Annotated in this window: 19 protein-coding genes; 9 read left to right on the plus strand and 10 right to left on the minus strand. The window is 52.9% G+C overall.

Annotated features, from left to right (window positions below; genetic code table 11):
- Positions 1 to 269 precede the first annotated feature (269 nt).
- Positions 270 to 2,087: a translational GTPase TypA gene (gene typA, locus ABYK60_RS06960; RefSeq protein WP_372871239.1), complete on the plus strand. Its 1,818-nt coding sequence runs from the start codon at positions 270 to 272 to the stop codon at positions 2,085 to 2,087.
- Positions 2,088 to 2,201: 114 nt separating this feature from the next.
- Here the strand turns inward: typA and ABYK60_RS06965 are convergent, their stop codons facing one another.
- The 4 genes from ABYK60_RS06965 to ABYK60_RS06980 all read right to left on the minus strand — a co-directional run bounded on the left by ABYK60_RS06965 (position 2,202) and on the right by ABYK60_RS06980 (position 5,675).
- Positions 2,202 to 3,086 carry a hypothetical protein gene (locus tag ABYK60_RS06965; RefSeq protein WP_372871240.1) on the minus strand — a complete coding sequence of 295 codons (885 nt, stop codon included), beginning with the start codon at positions 3,084 to 3,086 and terminating at the stop codon, positions 2,202 to 2,204.
- Complete coding sequence (locus tag ABYK60_RS06970; protein ID WP_372871241.1) at positions 3,083 to 4,414, minus strand: diguanylate cyclase domain-containing protein; 1,332 nt, start codon at positions 4,412 to 4,414, stop codon at positions 3,083 to 3,085. Before ABYK60_RS06970 ends, ABYK60_RS06965 begins: the two co-directional genes overlap by 4 nt.
- A gap of 371 nt (positions 4,415 to 4,785) precedes the next feature.
- Positions 4,786 to 5,436 (minus strand): DUF2959 domain-containing protein, encoded by a 651-nt coding sequence (locus tag ABYK60_RS06975; protein ID WP_372871242.1) that lies wholly within the window; start codon positions 5,434 to 5,436, stop codon positions 4,786 to 4,788.
- A 17-nt stretch (positions 5,437 to 5,453) separates the two neighbouring features.
- Complete coding sequence (locus ABYK60_RS06980; RefSeq protein ID WP_372871243.1) at positions 5,454 to 5,675, minus strand: hypothetical protein; 222 nt, start codon at positions 5,673 to 5,675, stop codon at positions 5,454 to 5,456.
- 94 nt (positions 5,676 to 5,769) lie between these two features.
- Between ABYK60_RS06980 and ABYK60_RS06985 the strand changes: the two genes are divergently transcribed.
- The 7 genes from ABYK60_RS06985 to ABYK60_RS07015 all read left to right on the plus strand — a co-directional run bounded on the left by ABYK60_RS06985 (position 5,770) and on the right by ABYK60_RS07015 (position 11,387).
- Positions 5,770 to 6,819, plus strand: coding sequence for a virulence factor BrkB family protein (locus ABYK60_RS06985; RefSeq protein WP_372871244.1), 1,050 nt, complete (start codon positions 5,770 to 5,772; stop codon positions 6,817 to 6,819).
- Positions 6,819 to 7,847 (plus strand): alpha/beta fold hydrolase, encoded by a 1,029-nt coding sequence (locus ABYK60_RS06990; protein ID WP_372871245.1) that lies wholly within the window; start codon positions 6,819 to 6,821, stop codon positions 7,845 to 7,847. Before ABYK60_RS06985 ends, ABYK60_RS06990 begins: the two co-directional genes overlap by 1 nt.
- Before the next feature lie 3 nt (positions 7,848 to 7,850).
- Positions 7,851 to 8,288, plus strand: a complete 438-nt coding sequence (dtd, locus tag ABYK60_RS06995) for a D-aminoacyl-tRNA deacylase (RefSeq protein WP_372871246.1) — start codon at positions 7,851 to 7,853, stop codon at positions 8,286 to 8,288.
- A gap of 3 nt (positions 8,289 to 8,291) precedes the next feature.
- Complete coding sequence (locus ABYK60_RS07000; RefSeq protein ID WP_372871247.1) at positions 8,292 to 8,741, plus strand: thioesterase domain-containing protein; 450 nt, start codon at positions 8,292 to 8,294, stop codon at positions 8,739 to 8,741.
- A gap of 141 nt (positions 8,742 to 8,882) precedes the next feature.
- Positions 8,883 to 10,103, plus strand: a complete 1,221-nt coding sequence (locus ABYK60_RS07005) for a serine protease (RefSeq protein WP_372871248.1) — start codon at positions 8,883 to 8,885, stop codon at positions 10,101 to 10,103.
- An 11-nt stretch (positions 10,104 to 10,114) separates the two neighbouring features.
- Positions 10,115 to 10,642, plus strand: coding sequence for a hypothetical protein (locus ABYK60_RS07010; RefSeq protein ID WP_372871249.1), 528 nt, complete (start codon positions 10,115 to 10,117; stop codon positions 10,640 to 10,642).
- Positions 10,643 to 10,796: 154 nt separating this feature from the next.
- On the plus strand, positions 10,797 to 11,387 hold the full coding sequence (locus ABYK60_RS07015) for an FMN-dependent NADH-azoreductase (RefSeq protein WP_372871250.1): 591 nt from the start codon (positions 10,797 to 10,799) through the stop codon (positions 11,385 to 11,387).
- Between the two features lie 46 nt (positions 11,388 to 11,433).
- Here ABYK60_RS07015 and ABYK60_RS07020 read toward each other — a convergent pair whose 3' ends face one another.
- Both ABYK60_RS07020 and ABYK60_RS07025 read right to left on the minus strand, forming a co-directional pair.
- Positions 11,434 to 11,709: a hypothetical protein gene (locus ABYK60_RS07020; protein ID WP_372871251.1), complete on the minus strand. Its 276-nt coding sequence runs from the start codon at positions 11,707 to 11,709 to the stop codon at positions 11,434 to 11,436.
- 19 nt (positions 11,710 to 11,728) lie between these two features.
- Complete coding sequence (locus ABYK60_RS07025) at positions 11,729 to 12,046, minus strand: rhodanese-like domain-containing protein (protein WP_372871252.1); 318 nt, start codon at positions 12,044 to 12,046, stop codon at positions 11,729 to 11,731.
- A gap of 160 nt (positions 12,047 to 12,206) precedes the next feature.
- On the opposite strand from ABYK60_RS07025, the gene ABYK60_RS07030 reads away from it, so the two are divergent.
- On the plus strand, positions 12,207 to 13,337 hold the full coding sequence (locus ABYK60_RS07030; protein WP_372871253.1) for an HD domain-containing phosphohydrolase: 1,131 nt from the start codon (positions 12,207 to 12,209) through the stop codon (positions 13,335 to 13,337).
- A 66-nt stretch (positions 13,338 to 13,403) separates the two neighbouring features.
- On the opposite strand, the gene ABYK60_RS07035 is transcribed toward ABYK60_RS07030, so the two are convergent.
- From ABYK60_RS07035 to ABYK60_RS07050, 4 genes are read right to left on the minus strand one after another with little or no spacing between them, the layout of a single operon-like run.
- Positions 13,404 to 14,636, minus strand: a complete 1,233-nt coding sequence (locus ABYK60_RS07035; RefSeq protein WP_372871254.1) for a beta-ketoacyl-ACP synthase — start codon at positions 14,634 to 14,636, stop codon at positions 13,404 to 13,406.
- A complete protein-coding gene (locus ABYK60_RS07040; protein WP_372871255.1) occupies positions 14,633 to 15,358 on the minus strand; it encodes a 3-ketoacyl-ACP reductase FabG2 in 726 nt (241 codons plus the stop codon). Before ABYK60_RS07040 ends, ABYK60_RS07035 begins: the two co-directional genes overlap by 4 nt.
- A 15-nt stretch (positions 15,359 to 15,373) precedes the next feature.
- Positions 15,374 to 15,877: a thioester dehydrase gene (locus tag ABYK60_RS07045; protein WP_372871256.1), complete on the minus strand. Its 504-nt coding sequence runs from the start codon at positions 15,875 to 15,877 to the stop codon at positions 15,374 to 15,376.
- Positions 15,870 to 17,102, minus strand: coding sequence for a beta-ketoacyl-[acyl-carrier-protein] synthase family protein (locus tag ABYK60_RS07050; protein WP_372871257.1), 1,233 nt, complete (start codon positions 17,100 to 17,102; stop codon positions 15,870 to 15,872). Before ABYK60_RS07050 ends, ABYK60_RS07045 begins: the two co-directional genes overlap by 8 nt.
- Positions 17,103 to 17,125 lie beyond the last annotated feature (23 nt).

Here is a 17,125-nt window from a genome sequence, read left to right on the forward strand (position 1 = left end):
TGCAACCAATGCACTATTGTGGTGCTTGCACTGATGCTGTGCAGTAAAGTGGTGCAGCCGGGCAAGGTCAGACACTCCTAAACGGCCAAAAAATAATCCTGTCCGTGAGGACGCTGCTAGAGTAGAATGGCACGCTTTTTAACGCAAGGGTCTGGGAATAGTTCAGTAAAACGGCATATTCCTGCGCCCTGCCGGCGACAGCCCGGCCGCCCCGAGGCGTAACAACATTGGGGCAATGCACACTGAAACAAGATGGTAAGAGGCTAACCGTGTTAGAAAATTTGCGTAACATCGCCATTATTGCTCACGTTGACCATGGTAAAACCACTCTGGTTGACAAGCTGCTCTCCCAGTCAGGCACCCTTGAAAGCCGCGGCGAAGCCACTGAGCGCGTGATGGACTCCAACGATCTGGAAAAAGAACGTGGCATCACCATTCTGGCGAAAAACACTGCCATCAAGTGGAATGATTACCGTATCAACATCGTAGACACCCCCGGCCACGCCGACTTCGGTGGTGAAGTAGAGCGTGTTCTGTCTATGGTGGACTCTGTATTGCTGCTGGTTGACGCCGTTGACGGCCCAATGCCACAGACCCGCTTCGTGACCAAAAAGGCGTTTGCCCAGGGCCTCAAGCCCATTGTGGTTATCAACAAAATTGACCGTCCGGGTGCCCGCCCTGATTGGGTAATCGACCAGGTATTTGACCTGTTCGACAACCTGGGCGCCACCGACGAACAGCTGGACTTCCCAATCGTTTACGCCTCGGCCCTGAATGGCTTTGCCACTCTGGATCCTGATGAGCCCAGCGAAGACATGACCCCGCTGTTCCAGACCATCGTTGAGAAAGTATCTCCTCCGGATGCTGACGCCGAAGGCGCGTTCCAGATGCAGATCTCTCAGCTGGACTACAACAGCTACGTGGGCGTTATCGGTGTAGGCCGTATCAAGCGCGGTAGCGTAAAGACCAACCAGCAGGTAACTGTTGTCGGTGCCGACGGTAAAACCCGTAACGGCAAAATCGGCCAGGTACTGGGTTACATGGGTCTGGAACGTCACGAAGTGGCCAGCGCCAATGCCGGTGACATAGTTGCTATCACCGGTCTGGGCGAGCTGAAAATTTCTGACACCATCTGCGCCGTGGGCAACGTTGAGGCACTGCCTCCGCTGTCTGTGGATGAGCCAACCCTGACCATGACCTTCCAGGTAAACACCTCTCCGTTTGCCGGTAAAGAAGGTAAGTACGTGACTTCACGTAACATCCTTGAGCGTCTGCAACAGGAACTGGTTCACAACGTGGCCCTGCGTGTAGAAGAAACCGACAGCCCTGACCGTTTCCGCGTGTCTGGCCGTGGTGAACTGCACCTGTCTATCCTGATTGAAAACATGCGCCGTGAAGGTTACGAACTGGCGGTATCCCGTCCGGAAGTCATCATCAAGGAGATCGACGGTGAGAAGTGCGAGCCGTTCGAAACCCTGACCGTTGACGTGGAAGAAGATCATCAGGGCACTGTGATCGAGAAGCTGGGTACCCGTAAGGCTGACATGAAAGACATGCAGCTGGATGGCAAGGGTCGTGTACGTATCGACTTCGTTATCCCAAGCCGTGGCCTGATTGGTTTCCAGACTGAGTTTATGACTGCGACCTCTGGTACCGGTCTTTTGTACCACACCTTCGACCACTATGGTCCATTCAAGGGTGGTGACATAGGTCAGCGTAACAACGGTGTACTGATCTCCAACGCCACCGGTAAGGCGCTGACCTTCGCCCTGTTCGGTCTGCAGGACCGTGGTCGTCTGATGATTGGCCACGCCGCCGAAGTTTACGAAGGCCAGGTTATTGGTATCCACAGCCGTTCAAACGACCTGACTGTTAACTGCCTCAAGGGCAAGCAGCTGACCAACATGCGTGCCTCTGGTACCGACGAAGCTCAGGTGCTGACTCCGCACATCCAGATGACTCTGGAACAGGCGCTGGAGTTCATTGATGACGACGAACTGGTAGAAGTGACGCCGCAGAGCATCCGCGTGCGTAAGAAGCATCTGACCGAGAACGATCGTAAGCGCGCCAGCCGTCAGGGTGATTAATTCTGACCACATCGCGTGATTAAAAAACCCCGGCTTGCCGGGGTTTTTTCTTTAACAGCCTCCCTGTTTGCCACCCTTTAAGGGCACTTTTGGCAAGTATGGCTGTGTCGCAGGTTATTGTTTGCCAGAGAAGCGCTCTATCACTTCACGCTGCATATTGCTGATATCCTGTGCATTTGATGTTCGGGGCAGCAGAGGGTTGTCAAGATGCCAGATGCGGCGCTTGCCAAAGTTTGCCCGCTCAAATGCTTCCCTGTGAGGGGGAAAACCATAAAAGAGTTCATCGAAGCTGCCGTCCGCCTGGGCCTGTTTCAATCCGAATTCGAGCCGTTGCGCCAGGGCTTCGTTGTTACGGGCAACGAAAAAATACATGGCAGCCGGATAGACCAGCATCAGATGACTTTCAACAGCAACCGCAGAAACTGATCTGCTGTCGGTTTCGGCAAAGATTTCTGTTACACCGCGTGGAAAGTAATTATTGGTGTGCTGAGCCAGAAAAGGGTACAGATCGGATTCGGCAATATTGGTATTTACTTCCAAACGATTCAGTCTGAGTACCTGGGTGTCAGGCCAATCGCGTCCCTGAATGGCGTTCAAATTAGCCAACTCTTTCAGGCTACTAATATTTGCGAATTTGTCTTTGTCATCCTGGTTGATTGCCAGCAGTCTGATACCGTACATGCCTTTGGTTAATGGGATCCGAATCACTCTTGCTTCAGCCTCCCTGCTGTAGCTGGTCATAGTCCAGAACACGTCGATGGTGCCTTTTTCGAGTTCTCTCAAGTGCCGTTTTTGGGAGATCTCAATATCGAGAGATTTCAACTCGTAAGGACCATATTCGGCGCTCGATTTTTCCAGTGCGAGTTTTAAAAGTAACCCGAAATAGCTGTTGTTTGGATTGAGTTTAAGGCTGGTCGCATCAATATAGGTGACCCGCGTGACTTCTGCAGCACTGCCTGTTACCGGCAATAAAAACAGTATTAGCGCAAGCCATCTCATTGAGTTGCCCTGGCCTGCTTATACTTTTGCTTGTCGTTGTACATGGCCTGATCTGCATGGTGCAGCAAATCAGAAACAGTGTTGGCGTCGGCGGGGTAACATGCGACCCCCATACTGAGACTGATTTCGATAGAAATACCCTGATATTCAAACGGAGTGCCACAGACTTGGGTTGATAATTTGGCCACTATTTTGTCTTGTTGTTGGTTACTTACCCGTGGAAGTATGAGTAAAAACTCGTCCCCACCGAGCCTGGCGACGGTATCTGAACTTCGCAGTGTGCTTTGCATACGCCTGGCCACTTCGACCAGCAGGGCATCTCCTGTTGAATGTCCATAGGTATCGTTAACCTGCTTAAATCTGTTCAGGTCGATGTTAATAATACTGAATTGAGATTCAGCACCTTTGGTGGACAATTGGTCCAGGATCAGCATTGCATGGCGCCTGTTTGGCAGTTTGGTCAGTACATCCTGCATCGATATCTGGCGAGCCAATCGATAAGCATTCAATACCAGCATAAAGCTTATCAACAGGCTCAGGGCGACCGGGTATCCGGCCAGGCGTGGCAAATTTTCCTTGGTCCAGTTCGATGCCGCAGCCCCTTTCAGCGAGAGCCCTATTTGCCAGGTGCCATTGACCAGATGTACGGTTTCTGTCAGCAGCGGGTCGTCAAAAACACTGGGCTCCCCATAGAAAACTTCACCACTGGCACCGGTGCCATCACGTCCTCGCATGGCAATATTGACGTAATCAGGAAGGTCATAGACACCGGCATGCCGGAATAAATTCATAACGTCCAATACAATGCTGCATGTGCCCCAATATTGGCTGTTTCGGGGGGCGTCCGAAAAAATGGGTACCCGGGCAATAATGGCGGTGCCACCCTGAACCAATTCCAATGGCCCTGCAATGATGATGCGCTGTGCGATTCTGGCCTCCTGCACCGTTTGCCATTGATTTGGATGGTCACGAAAATCTGTGCCAATGACGCGTTCATTTTCATGCATCGGATACACAAATGTGACTATGTCATTGGGCGCAACAGCGATGTTACGTATGTGTTCGGTTTTATTGGTCAGCTGCTCGGCAACCTGTTCCCACTGCTCGAAAGTTGAGTCAGCGTTAAAACTGATAAGTGTGGCCAGGCTGTCAGCCAGAAATACTTCTGAGTTAACACCGGCCTCAATATTGGCACGAATAAGGGCTAACTGCTGTGATAAACCGCGAGAGCGCTCGTCCTCAAGATCGCGCTGATAGCTTTGCTGAAGGTATTCAACCGTAAAATAAGCCAGCGATAAATACACCAGGCCAAAGATAATGGCTGCCACCTTTGTCCTGATTAACCCAGCTTCAACCATCGTCATTAACAAGTCTCTTGAGTGAAAAATAACCGTAACACAGCTTCAGGAAATACAGAGGGTTCGCAAGCGGCCTGATGGAGTAGAGTAAGGTATAAAGCGGTGTTTATAAATATGTTACATAGAAACCGACCGGCGTGTCACGAATGAATGGTGACCGCAGGGGCCACATTGGTATCAATGTGGCAGTGTTAAACTATGGTTTTAAATCTCATTTAAGCCACTGGCAATAATTGCATCACGCCGTTCTGGCCATGTATTAAAGTAAGCGAGAACAGAAGAAAGCCAGCACTCAGTCACTCAAAGCAAGTTGAAAAAACGGCCCTTAAGGGCCGCTTGGGTTACTGACTCGCCTCCATGGCGGCAATAAACTTGTTGGACTCGGCAATAGAGCGATTCATCTCTTTAATAAGCCCAGAAATATCCGTTTGCAGGCTGGCAAACTCACCCTTAATGGCGCCTATGGTTTGTGCATTTAGATTATGCTTCAAATACAGCATGTTATCTTTCATTGAGGTGAGTATCGGTGGCATTTTGCTTTCTGCCCGGCGCATGCTGCGGATGAGTGATTCATAGTTGCGGCGGGTTTCTTTCAGCTTGGTTTGGCTTTTTGAGCGCAGGCTGGCTTTGCTGATTTCACCGATTTCCGCTTGCCACTCATCGAACAGGGCTTCGGCGACGTCTTCGACTTTGTCGATGCGATTGGATACATCGTCGGCGGCTGTCTGTGCCGACTCATATTCATCTTTTGCCTTGTTGTAGGCCTTCTCGAGATCGCCGCCATCGTGATTAAGCAGCGCTTTCATTTCTTCCAGGGCAGAACTGAACTGCTGTTGAGCTTCTTCCTGCGATTCTTTGGCATCCTTTACCCGGTCAACCATGATATCGCGTTTGTGATAACCCACTTTTTCCATCGCACCATAATAGGCACTTTGGCAACCGCCAAGCAGTAAGCTGGTACCAAGAAGCGCCAGAGTGAAAAACTGTTTCATTTCGCTTTCCTTATCATTTACTCCGCTTTGAATTTTGCGGCATCAATAATGGACCAAAGGTGTGCAATACCTCCGATAATGGCGGGAACAACCAGCCACCACAGCGCATACCCACCCACGGTAATCAGAAAGAATAGCAAGGCAGCCAGAATACGCCCTTGCAACAGCTGTCCCAGTCCCGGGAAGAACAAATTCACCCCTGCAGCGAGTACATTGCCCGCTGATCCCTGTTGTGACATAGAGTTGCTCCTTTATTAAACTTGTAAAGCACGTATTGTACGCTTTATTGTACGAACATAAACCGTCAAGGTCGCTCGCGGCAAGAGAAAAACAGTGAGAAATAAGATAGATGTACTACTGATAAAGGGTTTCTTTCTGGGTGTGTGGCGTTTTGTTTTGCACCTGATTTCCCGGCTCAGAGAAGACCAGATCAATGTCCGTGCCGGTCATCTGACCTATGTAACCCTGTTGTCTTTGGTGCCCATGGTTGCGGTTACCATGTCGGTATTATCGGCATTTCCGGTGTTTCAGGGCATTCGCGGCACCATAGAAACCTTTGTCTACGAAAATATGATCCCGGCCGCCGGTGATACGGTGCAGGCCTATATCAATGAGTTTGTGAAAAATGCCTCCAAGGGTACTGCGGTAGGTATCGGCTTTTTGGTGGTTGTGGCCATTATGTTGATATCCGCCATCGACAAAGCACTCAATGCCATTTGGCGTACCCGCGAAAAACGCCGTTTTATGGTGGCTTTTTCCATGTATTGGATGGTACTCACTTTAGGTCCGGTACTGATGGGGGCGAGTATTGCCGTAACCTCCTACGTTGTGTCACTCAAGGTGCTCAGTGATGCCGATGTGTATGGAGTGGTGCCCATGCTGATAGAGAAGCTGCCACTGTTGTTTTCTGTTGCAGCATTTTTGCTGCTGTATATGGCGGTACCCAATCAGAAGGTGAAATTTCTCCATGCGCTGCTGGGCGCCCTGGTGGCAGCCCTGTTGTTTGAGGCGGGTAAGCGTGGTTTCGCTCTCTATGTCACCACCTTTCCGAGTTATGAGGCCATTTACGGTACCCTGGCGACCATTCCCATCCTCTTTGTCTGGGTGTATCTCTCCTGGACCATAGTGCTGTTTGGTGCCGTGATCGCCTCCGCGCTGCCGGAGTATCTCGATTATGATGACAGCGGGAATGACGCGACCCCTGATGTCGGCGACGACCGTGGAGAGAGCGCCAGAGCCACCAGTGCCGAGAGTGCAACCAGCGACGGGTCAGGCGCTCAGATGTGTGCTGGCATGGCTACAGCGCCGACTGCAACGCCGGAGACAGCGGCTACCATTTCCAAAGGTGTCGAATCCAATAGCAGGGCGCAGGACGCTGTCTGATGCCGTTCAACGACAAGTTCTCACCGCCGCTGATTGGCAGCCGCTGGATTGAGGTGGCAAACGGCCACAGCCTGCATCTGGCTGAGTACGGCAATCCCAACGGTGTGCCACTCTTGTACCTGCACGGAGGTCCCGGCGCAGGTTGCAGCCCTGAGGATGCCAGGCTATTTGATTCGCGCCATTGGCGCATCTTGCTGCTTGACCAGCGTGGTGCGGGACTTTCACGTCCCAGAGGGGCGCTGTCCAACAATACCCTGGCCTTGTTACTCGCCGACCTGGAGCAGGTGCGTGAAACCCTGCAAATAGAAGCCTGGTGTCTTGCCGGAGGCTCCTTTGGTGCAACCTTGGGGCTTATTTACACGGGTATGCATCCGCAGCGGGTTGTTGCTCAATGCTACTGGGGGCTTTTTATTCCGTCACTGGAGGGAATGGCCTGGCTGTATGGTCCTGCCGGTGCAGCCCGGCTTTTCGGTAATGAATATGAAGATTTCAGCAGAGCCATTCCTATCAAAGGTTGGTTGCCTTTGTTGTTTGAATACTTTGATCAGGCTTTCGGTCACCCCCAGCAAAGTATCGCCGAGAAAGCATTCCGTCGATGGCTGGATTGGGAGTCTGCGCTGGCGTTTCCTGGCAGCAGAATCCCCGGCGCCGTAGATTGGCGCTCGAGGGTGTTGGCAATGATTGAATTGCACTACGCCCGAAACGGATACTTTGACGCCGATAGCATGTTGCAAAATGCCCTGCAAATACCTGCATGTCCTACCCGCATTTTGCAGGGAGAATGTGATTGGGTATGCCCGTTACAGGTGCTGGAGCGCGTGCCGGCGTTGATAAAACCTGAACATGCCGACATCGAATTAATGGTGATAAGTGGTGGTTATCATTCTCTTGCTGATAGCCGCATGCATCAGGCGGTTGTAAAAGGCGGTAATTGGATGCTATCGGTCTGGCATGGCCTGCACCTGAGTGTTGGGGGATCCGGTATTGCTGTGGCACAATCGCCGGAATTTCCGACAGGCAAGGGTTAATCAGTGATAGCGTTGATACAAAGAGTGAGTCGTGCCAGTGTCACCGTGGATGGTGAAATTACCGGTGCCATTGAGCAGGGGCTGTTGGTATTGCTGGGGGTTGAGCAGCAGGATGACAGAGCCAAGCTGGAAAAGTTGGCACATAAAGTCATGAACTACCGCGTTTTTTCTGATGAACATGGCAAGATGAATCTCAATGTGTCTCAGGTCGGAGGCAAGTTGTTGGTGGTTTCTCAGTTTACCCTGGCTGCCGATACGGGTAGGGGGCTGAGACCCAGTTTTTCCGGCGCGGGCACGCCAGCGCAGGCTGAGCGTCTCTATGAAGAGTTTGTTGCTTTCTGCAAAGAGCAAGGTGTTGCCACGGAAACAGGTCGTTTTGCTGCCGATATGAAGGTTGAGCTTTTAAACGACGGCCCCGTTACCTTTCATTTGCAGGTGTAAACCATGACACCAGTACAAGCCCTGTTACAGGAACTGCAGGACACCTGGCACCAAACCATTCCAGTGAGTGAGTTTATGCAAATATGTCCGCGCCGCTATGCGTCGGATTGCTTTGAAGCCAGCGCACCTCTGCCCCCTAACCTCAATTTGCACCAGACTATGTTTGCCGGCAGCATCTATACCCTGATGACGTTGACTGGCTGGGGCATGATGTGGCTTAAACAACGTGAGGCGGGTGTGGAAGGCCATATTGTGCTGGCCGATGCGCAGATCCGTTATCTTGCGCCGGTAACGGGTACCCCCCTCGCTCGGGTGCAGTGGCAGGATGGAGATTTGTCGGCGCTGGCAGAGGGGCGAAGGGTAAAGTTGTCGTTAACTGTGGAACTGTTTTCAAGTGGCACCTTGTGCGCAACGTTCACAGGTCTTTACGCCAGTTTGCCCGCACACACATAAAAAGTTCTGCAACTTTTCCCTGATGTTGTTGATGTTGGATGCGGCTTTCACCTAGAATCCGCAAGTTAAAAAAATGTAAAATTTTCAGTTGGTCGTGCGGTAACGAGTAACTGTTTTAACCAGCATCTTAAGGACATCAGCATGCGTCTTTTATCTCTGGTACTGGCGTTATTGCTCAGTGCCAATTTGGCCGGTTGTGCCAACACTAAATACAATGCAAACAAGTTGCCCAAAGGGGTTGCGGTAAATAAGTCCATCACTCTCCCAGTGGATGTGAGCGTTGCTTACTATGTGCCTCAGTCCAAATTGGATAGCCGTTTTTATCTCGACAACTGGAAAGTCTGGGTTGAGCCGGGAGCCGCGCTGAATGACGGCGTTCGTGACGCATTTAATGCCTACTTCAGCAACGTTGCCATGCTCGATCGCGCCAGTGATAAGCAATATGGGTTGCTGGTGGATATAGATCCCGAATGGGAGTTCGCTTCCGGCAAGGCGATAATGACCATGAGCTACCGTATCTTTAACGGTAGCGAGACCCCGGTCCGCGAAGGCAAAAAGACATTCAAGGCCGACATAGGTTACGTGGGTGATAATTCCGGCATGTATAACGCTGCCATGAGAGCCACCCAATTGGTGATTGTGGATTTGCTCAACAGCCTTAAGCCTGACAACCAGATGTATCCGGCAACTCTGGCCATGAAGGATACCAATCCTCTGATACTGGCCAACCTTGAAAAGCCGGTCAGCAGTGGTACGGGTTTTTACATCAATAACAGTGGTCAACTGCTGACTGCGGCACATGTGCTGCGTGAATGTATGGTGACTAAGGTTCAGGCCGGTGATAAATCATTCAATGCAACAGTCGATGCCAGTTCGACTTTGTTGGATCTGGCTGTAGTCAGCACCAATGAAGCGACAGAACGCTTTCTGCCATTGCGAAAAGGCAGTGAAGTTTTCCTCGGTGAGACTGTAACCAATGTGGGCTACCCCTTGCAGGGGCTGCTGGCAGCATCACCCAATTTAACCCGGGGTAATGTCAGCTCTCTTAATGCGCTCAAAGGTTCTGTGGGGCAATTTCAGTTCTCAGCACCTATCCAGCCGGGTTCCAGCGGTGGTCCTGTGGTATCTGAAGGGGGAGAGCTGCTCGGGGTGACTGTGGCTACCCTCAATGCGGCCAAACTGATTGAGTCAGGCGCCTTACCGCAAAATGTCAATTTTGCGCTGGATGCCCGCTACGTGGCTAAATTCCTCGACAAGCATCAAATTCAATATCGCCAGGTAGAACCTAATCTGAAAGGTGATATCCGTACCAGCAATGATGCGGCTTTGTCATCAGTGGTTCAAATGCTCTGTTACCAATAAGGAATGTTGCGATGAAAGGATTTTTACTGACCCTGGTGGTACTCACAGGCCTGATTCAGCCAGTAAAAGCGGATGAGCTGGCATTGCCACCTGTGCTGTTTATCAGCACTTTTGATGGTGATGCGTTATTCGATAAATTGAAAGCGACCAAATCTCTGGCAGGAATCGATAAAGAAAACATCGGTACCCCTTTGCGTTTGGTGGTGAGCTATAAGTTGCAGCCTACGGCTGGTGGCACTGCGGCTGGTTTAACCTCCGCATTGTTGGCCGGAAGCTCCTTGGGTATTCTTCCTGTGGTAACCAACAATGATTTGGTGCTGTCATATGACTTCAGGGTGCATGGTAAAACCATCACCCGCATGGAATACCGGGAGAACTTTACGCAGGCTCAAAACATGTATTCCAATCCACAAGGTGGCCTGGACAAGGACGCTCATGCCTGGATCCTCTCCACAACTGAACAATTCCTTAAGGATTTGAGCGCTAATCAAGAGGTTGCAACCCTGGTAGAAGAATACAATTTCTACTTCGGCAGCTAAGGTACTGACCATTTAAGAAAAGCCAGTCATTGACTGGCTTTTCTATTTTTTAGAACTTTTTGTCTGATTTAATCTGCTTTTTTTCGATTTTTGACATCAATACACTCTGTCCCAGCTAAATAACTGCGGCGAAAACGCCAGTTTCGGAGGTTATATGACAAAGGTATTGGTGCTCAAATCGAGTATTCTGGGTGACTTTTCCCAATCGGGTCGTCTGGTGGATGAATGGGTTGCATCGCAACGCGCCCACGGTGTTTTGGTCACTGTGCGGGATCTGGCTGCCGAGCCCCTGCCAATGCTTGATGGTGAAATCGCCATGGGGCTGCGCGGTGGTGATTCATTGAGCGCACGTCAGTCGGAGGCTCTGGCGCTGTCCAATCAACTGATTGATGAGCTGAAATCCCATGAACAGCTGCTGATAGCTGCGCCCATGTACAATTTCAGCATTCCAACACAGCTGAAAAATTGGATTGATTTGGTAGCCAGAGCGGGCATCACATTCAGCTACACCGAACAAGGCCCCGTTGGGCTTATCACAGGCAAGAAAGCGCTGGTGGTGGCGACCCGCGGGGGTATGCACAGGGATGCAGCGTCTGACCACGTGGTGCCCTATCTGAAGACGGTACTGGGCTTTATCGGCATCACAGATGTGGAGACTGTGTACGCCGAAGCCCTGAGCATGGGCCCGGAAGCGGCCGAAAATGGTCTGAGCGAAGCGCGCAGCAAACTGGCGCTGGTTGGCTGAGGCTTATGTTGGGGGCGAGTCGTCGCCCTCACAATCGTCTACCGTTCTACCGTTCTACCGTTCTACCGTTCACCTTGCTTGCGGTTTTGGCTTTTGCCGAATCGGCAGTTGAATCATCAGCCCCATCCTCATTGAGGACGGCACCCTTCACCCCTTGCTCGGCGCAAGGGGTATTTTTTATCCCATCGCTTGGATTGGGCCGGCAAAGGCTGCAACCCTCAAGGGTGTGGCTGTATTCCACATAGCGCACCTTGCGACTTGCCTGCCCTCTGCCGGAGCTGACCGCAAAGCCTGGGCGTGGCGTCTGCTTGTCTTTGGCCATCGCGATACCCTGATTGGCCTCAGGCGCCAGCCAGCAAGTCTTTCAGTGAGCCGCCGTTGATGACGCTGCAGCAGCCGTTGGCACTCAGAATGTCACAACCTTTTTGCGCGCGAATACCGGCACCGCAGTACAGCACCATGGGCGCAGCCTTGTTGGTGTGAGTGGCAACCCAGGTTTCGAGGGTATCCAGCGGAATATTCACGGCGCCGGGCAAGTGGCCCTGGGCAAATTCGGCCGGAGTTCTGACATCCACCAGGGTGGCGCCTTTTTTCACCAATTCCCAGCATTGTGCCGGAAGGGCGCTGCCTGACAAACCGGCGAGCATGGACTGCAGCATGATAACCTCAACTCAATTAGCAAAAGTTTATTGAGAATAATCTTATGCAACATGAAAAGCAAACGTGTGCGCAATAGACTTTTGGGGTATTTCCAAGACTTACGTTCGTACCTTAGCCTACACTGTGACATTGGAGAAAGTCGGCAGAGGAATTGCGGTTATGTTGGATTCAACTGGGGCCATACCGGCTTACTTATGGCAACAGGGAAGCAGTGCAAATGAGAGAATGGAGCGGATCCATGATCATTTACTTGAAGTGTATCCTGACGTCGACCGAATTGCCTTTGCGCTTTATGATCCCAAGAGCGATCTGCTCAAGACCTTTATTAACAGTACCCGCAGCGGCAATGCCATCCATGGCTATCAATATCGTCTGCACGAAAGTCGCTCCCTGAGCCAGATGGCCAAATCGGGAGAGTGCCGGGTTATCGATGACGTGCAGGCCAATATCACCCCGGATAATCAGCATTCCTCCTGGCTGTTGGAGCAGGGCTATCTGTCTTCGTTCACTATTCCGCTTTACGACGCTGGTTTGTTTATTGGTTTTTTATTTTTCGACTCTTTTCGTCTCCAGGCTTTTGACTCCAAAATGCAGCGCGATTTGATGTTGTACGCCAACTTAGTGAACATGTCGTTGTCCAGTGAATTTGCCGCAGTACGCACCATTTTGGCATCGGCACAGGTGGCAAGAGACTTTGCCGGTTTGCGTGACTTTGAAATCGGTGCTCATCTGGATCGCATGGCGGCCTATTCAAGGTTAATCGCCAGGGAAATAGCTGCCGATGCAGGGCTCAGTGATGAAGCCATTGAGCAAATAGCCCTGTTTGCACCTTTACATGATGTGGGCAAAATCGGTATACCCGATCGGGTGCTGCTAAAGCCCGGGGCGCTGACTGAGCAGGAACGGCTGTTGATGGAAAGCCACGTCGAAAAGGGGGAGCAGATAATCCATAAGATTGTCGGTGACTTTGGGCTAAGCCATCTGCCTGACTCTCAAATCATGATTAACATTGTTGCCTGCCATCATGAATATCTGGATGGCAGCGGTTACCCCAGAGGGCTCAAAGGTGAGCAAATTCCGATAGAAGCCAGGATTGTTACTGTGGCGGATATCTTTGATGCCCTGAGCTTCAACAGACCCTACAAACAGCCCTGGTCATTGGAGTCTTGTTTTGAAGAGCTCAGATGTATGGCGGCTGCAGGCAAGCTGGATGGTCGTTGTGTTGAGGCGCTGGTGGCGGTGCGGGGAGAGGTTCAGGAGATCATGGGGCGCTTATCAGATCCAGAATGAAGGTTCTGTTAATCGCCCTGCTTCAGCAACCGGAGCCTGGCCAGCTCCGGTTTTTTTATCCTTAACCTATTCTTGCCAGCGTTTGAAAATCAGTGAGGTGTTGATGCCGCCGAAGGCGAAGTTATTGCTCATCACGTAGTCGGTACGTATCTCGCGGATATTGCTGCGAATGTAGTCCAGATCGCCGCAGTCCGGGTCGATTTCCTCAAGATTGATGGTCGGCGCAAACCAGCCTTCATTCATCATCATGATGCTGCACCAGGCTTCCAGCGCGCCGCAGGCACCCAGGGTGTGGCCGGTATAACTCTTCAGCGACGAAATGGGCATACGGCTGCCGAACACGGCGGCGGTGGCGCGGGTTTCGGCCACATCGCCCCTGTCAGTGGCGGTGCCGTGGGCGTTGACATAACCAATGGCATCGGCGTCCAGCGCGGCATCTTTCAGCGCCAGACGGATAGCCCCTTCCATGGTAGTCGCATTGGGCTGGGTTACATGCAGACCATCGCTGTTGGTGCCAAAGCCAACCAGCTCGGCATAAATATGGGCACCGCGGGCTTTGGCGTGCTCCAATTCTTCCAGCACCAGAGTACAGGCACCTTCACCTATCACCAGACCGTCACGATTTTTATCAAAAGGCCGTGGCGTCAGCTCAGGGGTGGCGTTTTGGGTGCTGGTGGCAAACAGGGTATCGAACACCACAGCCTCGCTGGGACACAGCTCTTCGCCACCACCGGCCAACATGGCGGTTTGCATGCCATACTTGATGGCTTCATAGGCGTAACCTATGCCCTGGCTGCCAGAGGTGCAGGCACTGGACGTGGTATGAATGCGGCCCTTGAGGCCAAAATACACCCCTACGTTTACCGCCGTGGTGTGGGCCATCATGCGGATATAGCTGGTGGCATCTATGCCGGACATGTCACCCGTGTCCAGCATGCGGCCAAAGCCAATCAGGGGATCTGTGCTGCCGGTGGAGGAGCCATAGGCTATGCCCACGTCCCCTGAGGTCAGAAAGTCGCTGCCAAGCAGGCCGGCATCTTCCAGCGCCAGCTCACTGGCGCGGGTGGCCATCAGGGAGACCCGTCCCATGGAGCGGACTTTTTTGCGCGAATAGTGGGCTGGTACTTCAAAGTCGGTCACGGGCGCAGCCAGACGGGTGTTGAGATTATCGAATCTGTCCCACTCGTCCATGCGTACCACTTTGTTTTGCATGGCTTTAAGGCTTGCCCTAATCGATGACCAGTCATGGCCGAGGCTGCTGATGCCGCCAAAGCCTGTGACCACAACCCGGCGGCTCACAGCATGCCTCCGTTCACCGAAATCACCTGACGGGTGATGTAGGCGGCATCATCGGACATCAAAAATCCGGCCAGTGCGGCAATTTCTTCCGGCTTGCCCATGCGGCGCATCGGCACCAGCTGGTCAACCATCTCGGCAGGAAACTCGCTCACCATATCGGTTTCAATCAGGCCGGGGGCGATACAGTTAACGGTGATTTTGCGTTTGGCCAGCTCCAGCGACAACGCCTTGGTGGCGCCGATAAGTCCGGCCTTGGAGGCGCTGTAGTTTACCTGACCACGGTTGCCGGCAATGCCGGATACCGATGCCAGCGTGATGATGCGTCCACCCTTGCGGCTCTGGATCATCGGCATCACCGTGGGCTGCACCACGTTGTAAAAACCGTCGAGGTTGGTGTGGATAACGCTGTCCCACTCATCGTCGGTCATGGCCGGGAAGGCGGTGTCGCGGTTGATGCCGGCATTGAGCACCACGCCATAGTAGGCGCCGTTGGCGTTGATATCGGCATCAATAGCCGCGCGCACGCCGGCGCGGTCGGCCACATCAAATTTCAGCAGGCTCACCTTCACGCCGAGGTCGGCAATTTCGCTGGCAGTGGCTTCGGCGGCAGTGAGATTTGAGTGGTAATGCACTGCAATATCATAGCCTTGAGATGCAAGGCGCAGGGCAATAGCTTTGCCAATGCCGCGGCTGGAACCTGTGACCAGGACTCTTTTAGTCATTGTTATGCTCCTGTGCTAGATACGGGTGGATGAGCCTTGGCTCTCTCGAATATAGGCGTCTGTGTCCTGAGGTTGGAACACGTTGACGTTGGCCTCGGCAACTTGGGTGGCGCCGTGGAAAATGCGGCAGTCGAATACCGCAAGGCCGGTGTCTTCCTGATAAAGGCGTTTCACTTCGGTGGTGTAGGTCTCACCCAGCGCAAACACTGCCAGTGGCATGGAGAGTTTGCGCGATCCCAGCAAAAATCCGACCTGAATCGGCTCGCCGCGCAGGGTAGCTTCGACTCCGGCCAGCGCCGCAATGCTTTGCGCCATGTACTCTATGCCCACGTAATTGGGCACACCGCCCAGCGCTGCATCGAAATAGGGGCTCGAGTCGCTGATATGGGTGGCGGTGAGCAGGCTGTCGTGGCCGTGCTCCAGCACTTTATCAATCAGCACCATGGGGCGGCGATGGGGCAAAAAGGTTTCCACGTCTATGCTGGAAAGCGGTGCGCCATCCCAAAGCTTGTCAGTCATGCTTGCCTCCACGGCTGAAAATCAAACTGGCGTTACTGCCGCCAAAGGCAAAGGAGTTGCTCATCACATGGCGGATTTCTCGGTGCTCGCCGGGGTCTTGCCTATGCAGCATGGGAACCAGGGGTAATTGAGGGTCGTTGCTGTCGGCTATGCCGTCCCACACCTGGGGTGGCAGAGTGCGATTGCCTTCGTTCAGCAGTAGCACGCAAAAGGCGGCTTCAATGGCGCCAGCGGCACCGAGGGCATGGCCGGTAAGCGGCTTGGTGGAGCTGCAGGGAGGCAAATGGTCTTCAAACACGGCACAAACCGCGCGGCTCTCCATAGCATCGTTTTTCGGCGTGGCGGTGCCGTGCAGGTTAATGTAATCGATATCGGCAGGCTTGAGGCCTGCGTCTTTCAGCGCCATTTGCATGGCCTCTATGGCACCCCGGCCCTCGGGGTGCGGCGCCGAGATATGGTGGGCATCGCCGGATTCGCCGCAACCGCGGAGCAGCACTGGGCCGTCACCGCGCTCCAGGGTAAACAGCGCTGCGCCTTCACCAATGTTGATGCCATCGCGATTGGCGCTGAAGGGATTACAGTGGCCTTTGGACACAGACTCCAGCGCATCAAAGCCATTGACCGTGAGGCGGCAGAGACTGTCGACGCCGCCCACAATCACCATGTCGCACAGATTGGCATTGAGTAACCGCCTGGCGCTGGCAAATACCTTGGCGCTGGAGGAGCAGGCGGTGGAAAGGGTGTAGCAGGGGCCGTCGAGTTCAAAGTACTGGCGTAAAAAGTCGCTGGTGCTGCCAAGTTCTTGCTGGAAATAGTGATAATCCGAAGGAAATACGCCGTGCTCGGCGTGGTAGGCCAGGGCTTCTTCACCCTTGGCAATGCCGGAGGTGGAGGTGCCGAGCACCACGCCTATCCGGTTGGCACCAAAGCAAGACCTGGCACGATCAACCGTAGCTGCAATCTGCACGGCAGCTGCCAGCAGTAATTGGTTATTGCGACAGTCAAACTTGGCCATGTTGGTTGGAATGGCCGGCAGCGGGGCGCTGACCTCGCCCACCAGGGTTGGCCCCGAGGCCAACAAATCGTCCCTGAGTACCATGGCGGAAATGTCGCCGGTGAGCAGCCTTGGCAGGATCTCTGAGGCGGTCGCCCCCAGCGGTGTACAAAAACCTGTGTCAGTAATGGCTATCTTGGTCAATCTTCTGCTTCCTAAATCCTGCCCCATTCCCTCTGGTTCATTGGAACCTG

The organism is Shewanella sp., assembly GCF_041630135.1.
Taxonomy (GTDB): Bacteria; Pseudomonadota; Gammaproteobacteria; order Enterobacterales; family Shewanellaceae; genus Shewanella.

Bases quoted from the DNA above. Each gene is read 5' to 3' on its own strand.
- ABYK60_RS07050 (WP_372871257.1), bottom strand. From the start codon at position 17,102: ATGGGGCAGGATTTAGGAAGCAGAAGATTGACCAAGATAGCCATTACT.
- ABYK60_RS07030 (WP_372871253.1), top strand. From the start codon at position 12,207: ATGTTGGATTCAACTGGGGCCATACCGGCTTACTTATGGCAACAGGGA.
- ABYK60_RS07010 (WP_372871249.1), top strand. From the start codon at position 10,115: ATGAAAGGATTTTTACTGACCCTGGTGGTACTCACAGGCCTGATTCAG.
- ABYK60_RS06965 (WP_372871240.1), bottom strand. From the start codon at position 3,086: ATGAGATGGCTTGCGCTAATACTGTTTTTATTGCCGGTAACAGGCAGT.
- ABYK60_RS07000 (WP_372871247.1), top strand. From the start codon at position 8,292: ATGACACCAGTACAAGCCCTGTTACAGGAACTGCAGGACACCTGGCAC.
- ABYK60_RS07020 (WP_372871251.1), bottom strand. From the start codon at position 11,709: ATGGCCAAAGACAAGCAGACGCCACGCCCAGGCTTTGCGGTCAGCTCC.
- ABYK60_RS07025 (WP_372871252.1), bottom strand. From the start codon at position 12,046: ATGCTGCAGTCCATGCTCGCCGGTTTGTCAGGCAGCGCCCTTCCGGCA.
- ABYK60_RS06980 (WP_372871243.1), bottom strand. From the start codon at position 5,675: ATGTCACAACAGGGATCAGCGGGCAATGTACTCGCTGCAGGGGTGAAT.
- ABYK60_RS07040 (WP_372871255.1), bottom strand. From the start codon at position 15,358: ATGACTAAAAGAGTCCTGGTCACAGGTTCCAGCCGCGGCATTGGCAAA.
- ABYK60_RS07005 (WP_372871248.1), top strand. From the start codon at position 8,883: ATGCGTCTTTTATCTCTGGTACTGGCGTTATTGCTCAGTGCCAATTTG.
- ABYK60_RS06990 (WP_372871245.1), top strand. From the start codon at position 6,819: ATGCCGTTCAACGACAAGTTCTCACCGCCGCTGATTGGCAGCCGCTGG.
- ABYK60_RS06975 (WP_372871242.1), bottom strand. From the start codon at position 5,436: ATGAAACAGTTTTTCACTCTGGCGCTTCTTGGTACCAGCTTACTGCTT.
- ABYK60_RS07045 (WP_372871256.1), bottom strand. From the start codon at position 15,877: ATGACTGACAAGCTTTGGGATGGCGCACCGCTTTCCAGCATAGACGTG.
- ABYK60_RS07015 (WP_372871250.1), top strand. From the start codon at position 10,797: ATGACAAAGGTATTGGTGCTCAAATCGAGTATTCTGGGTGACTTTTCC.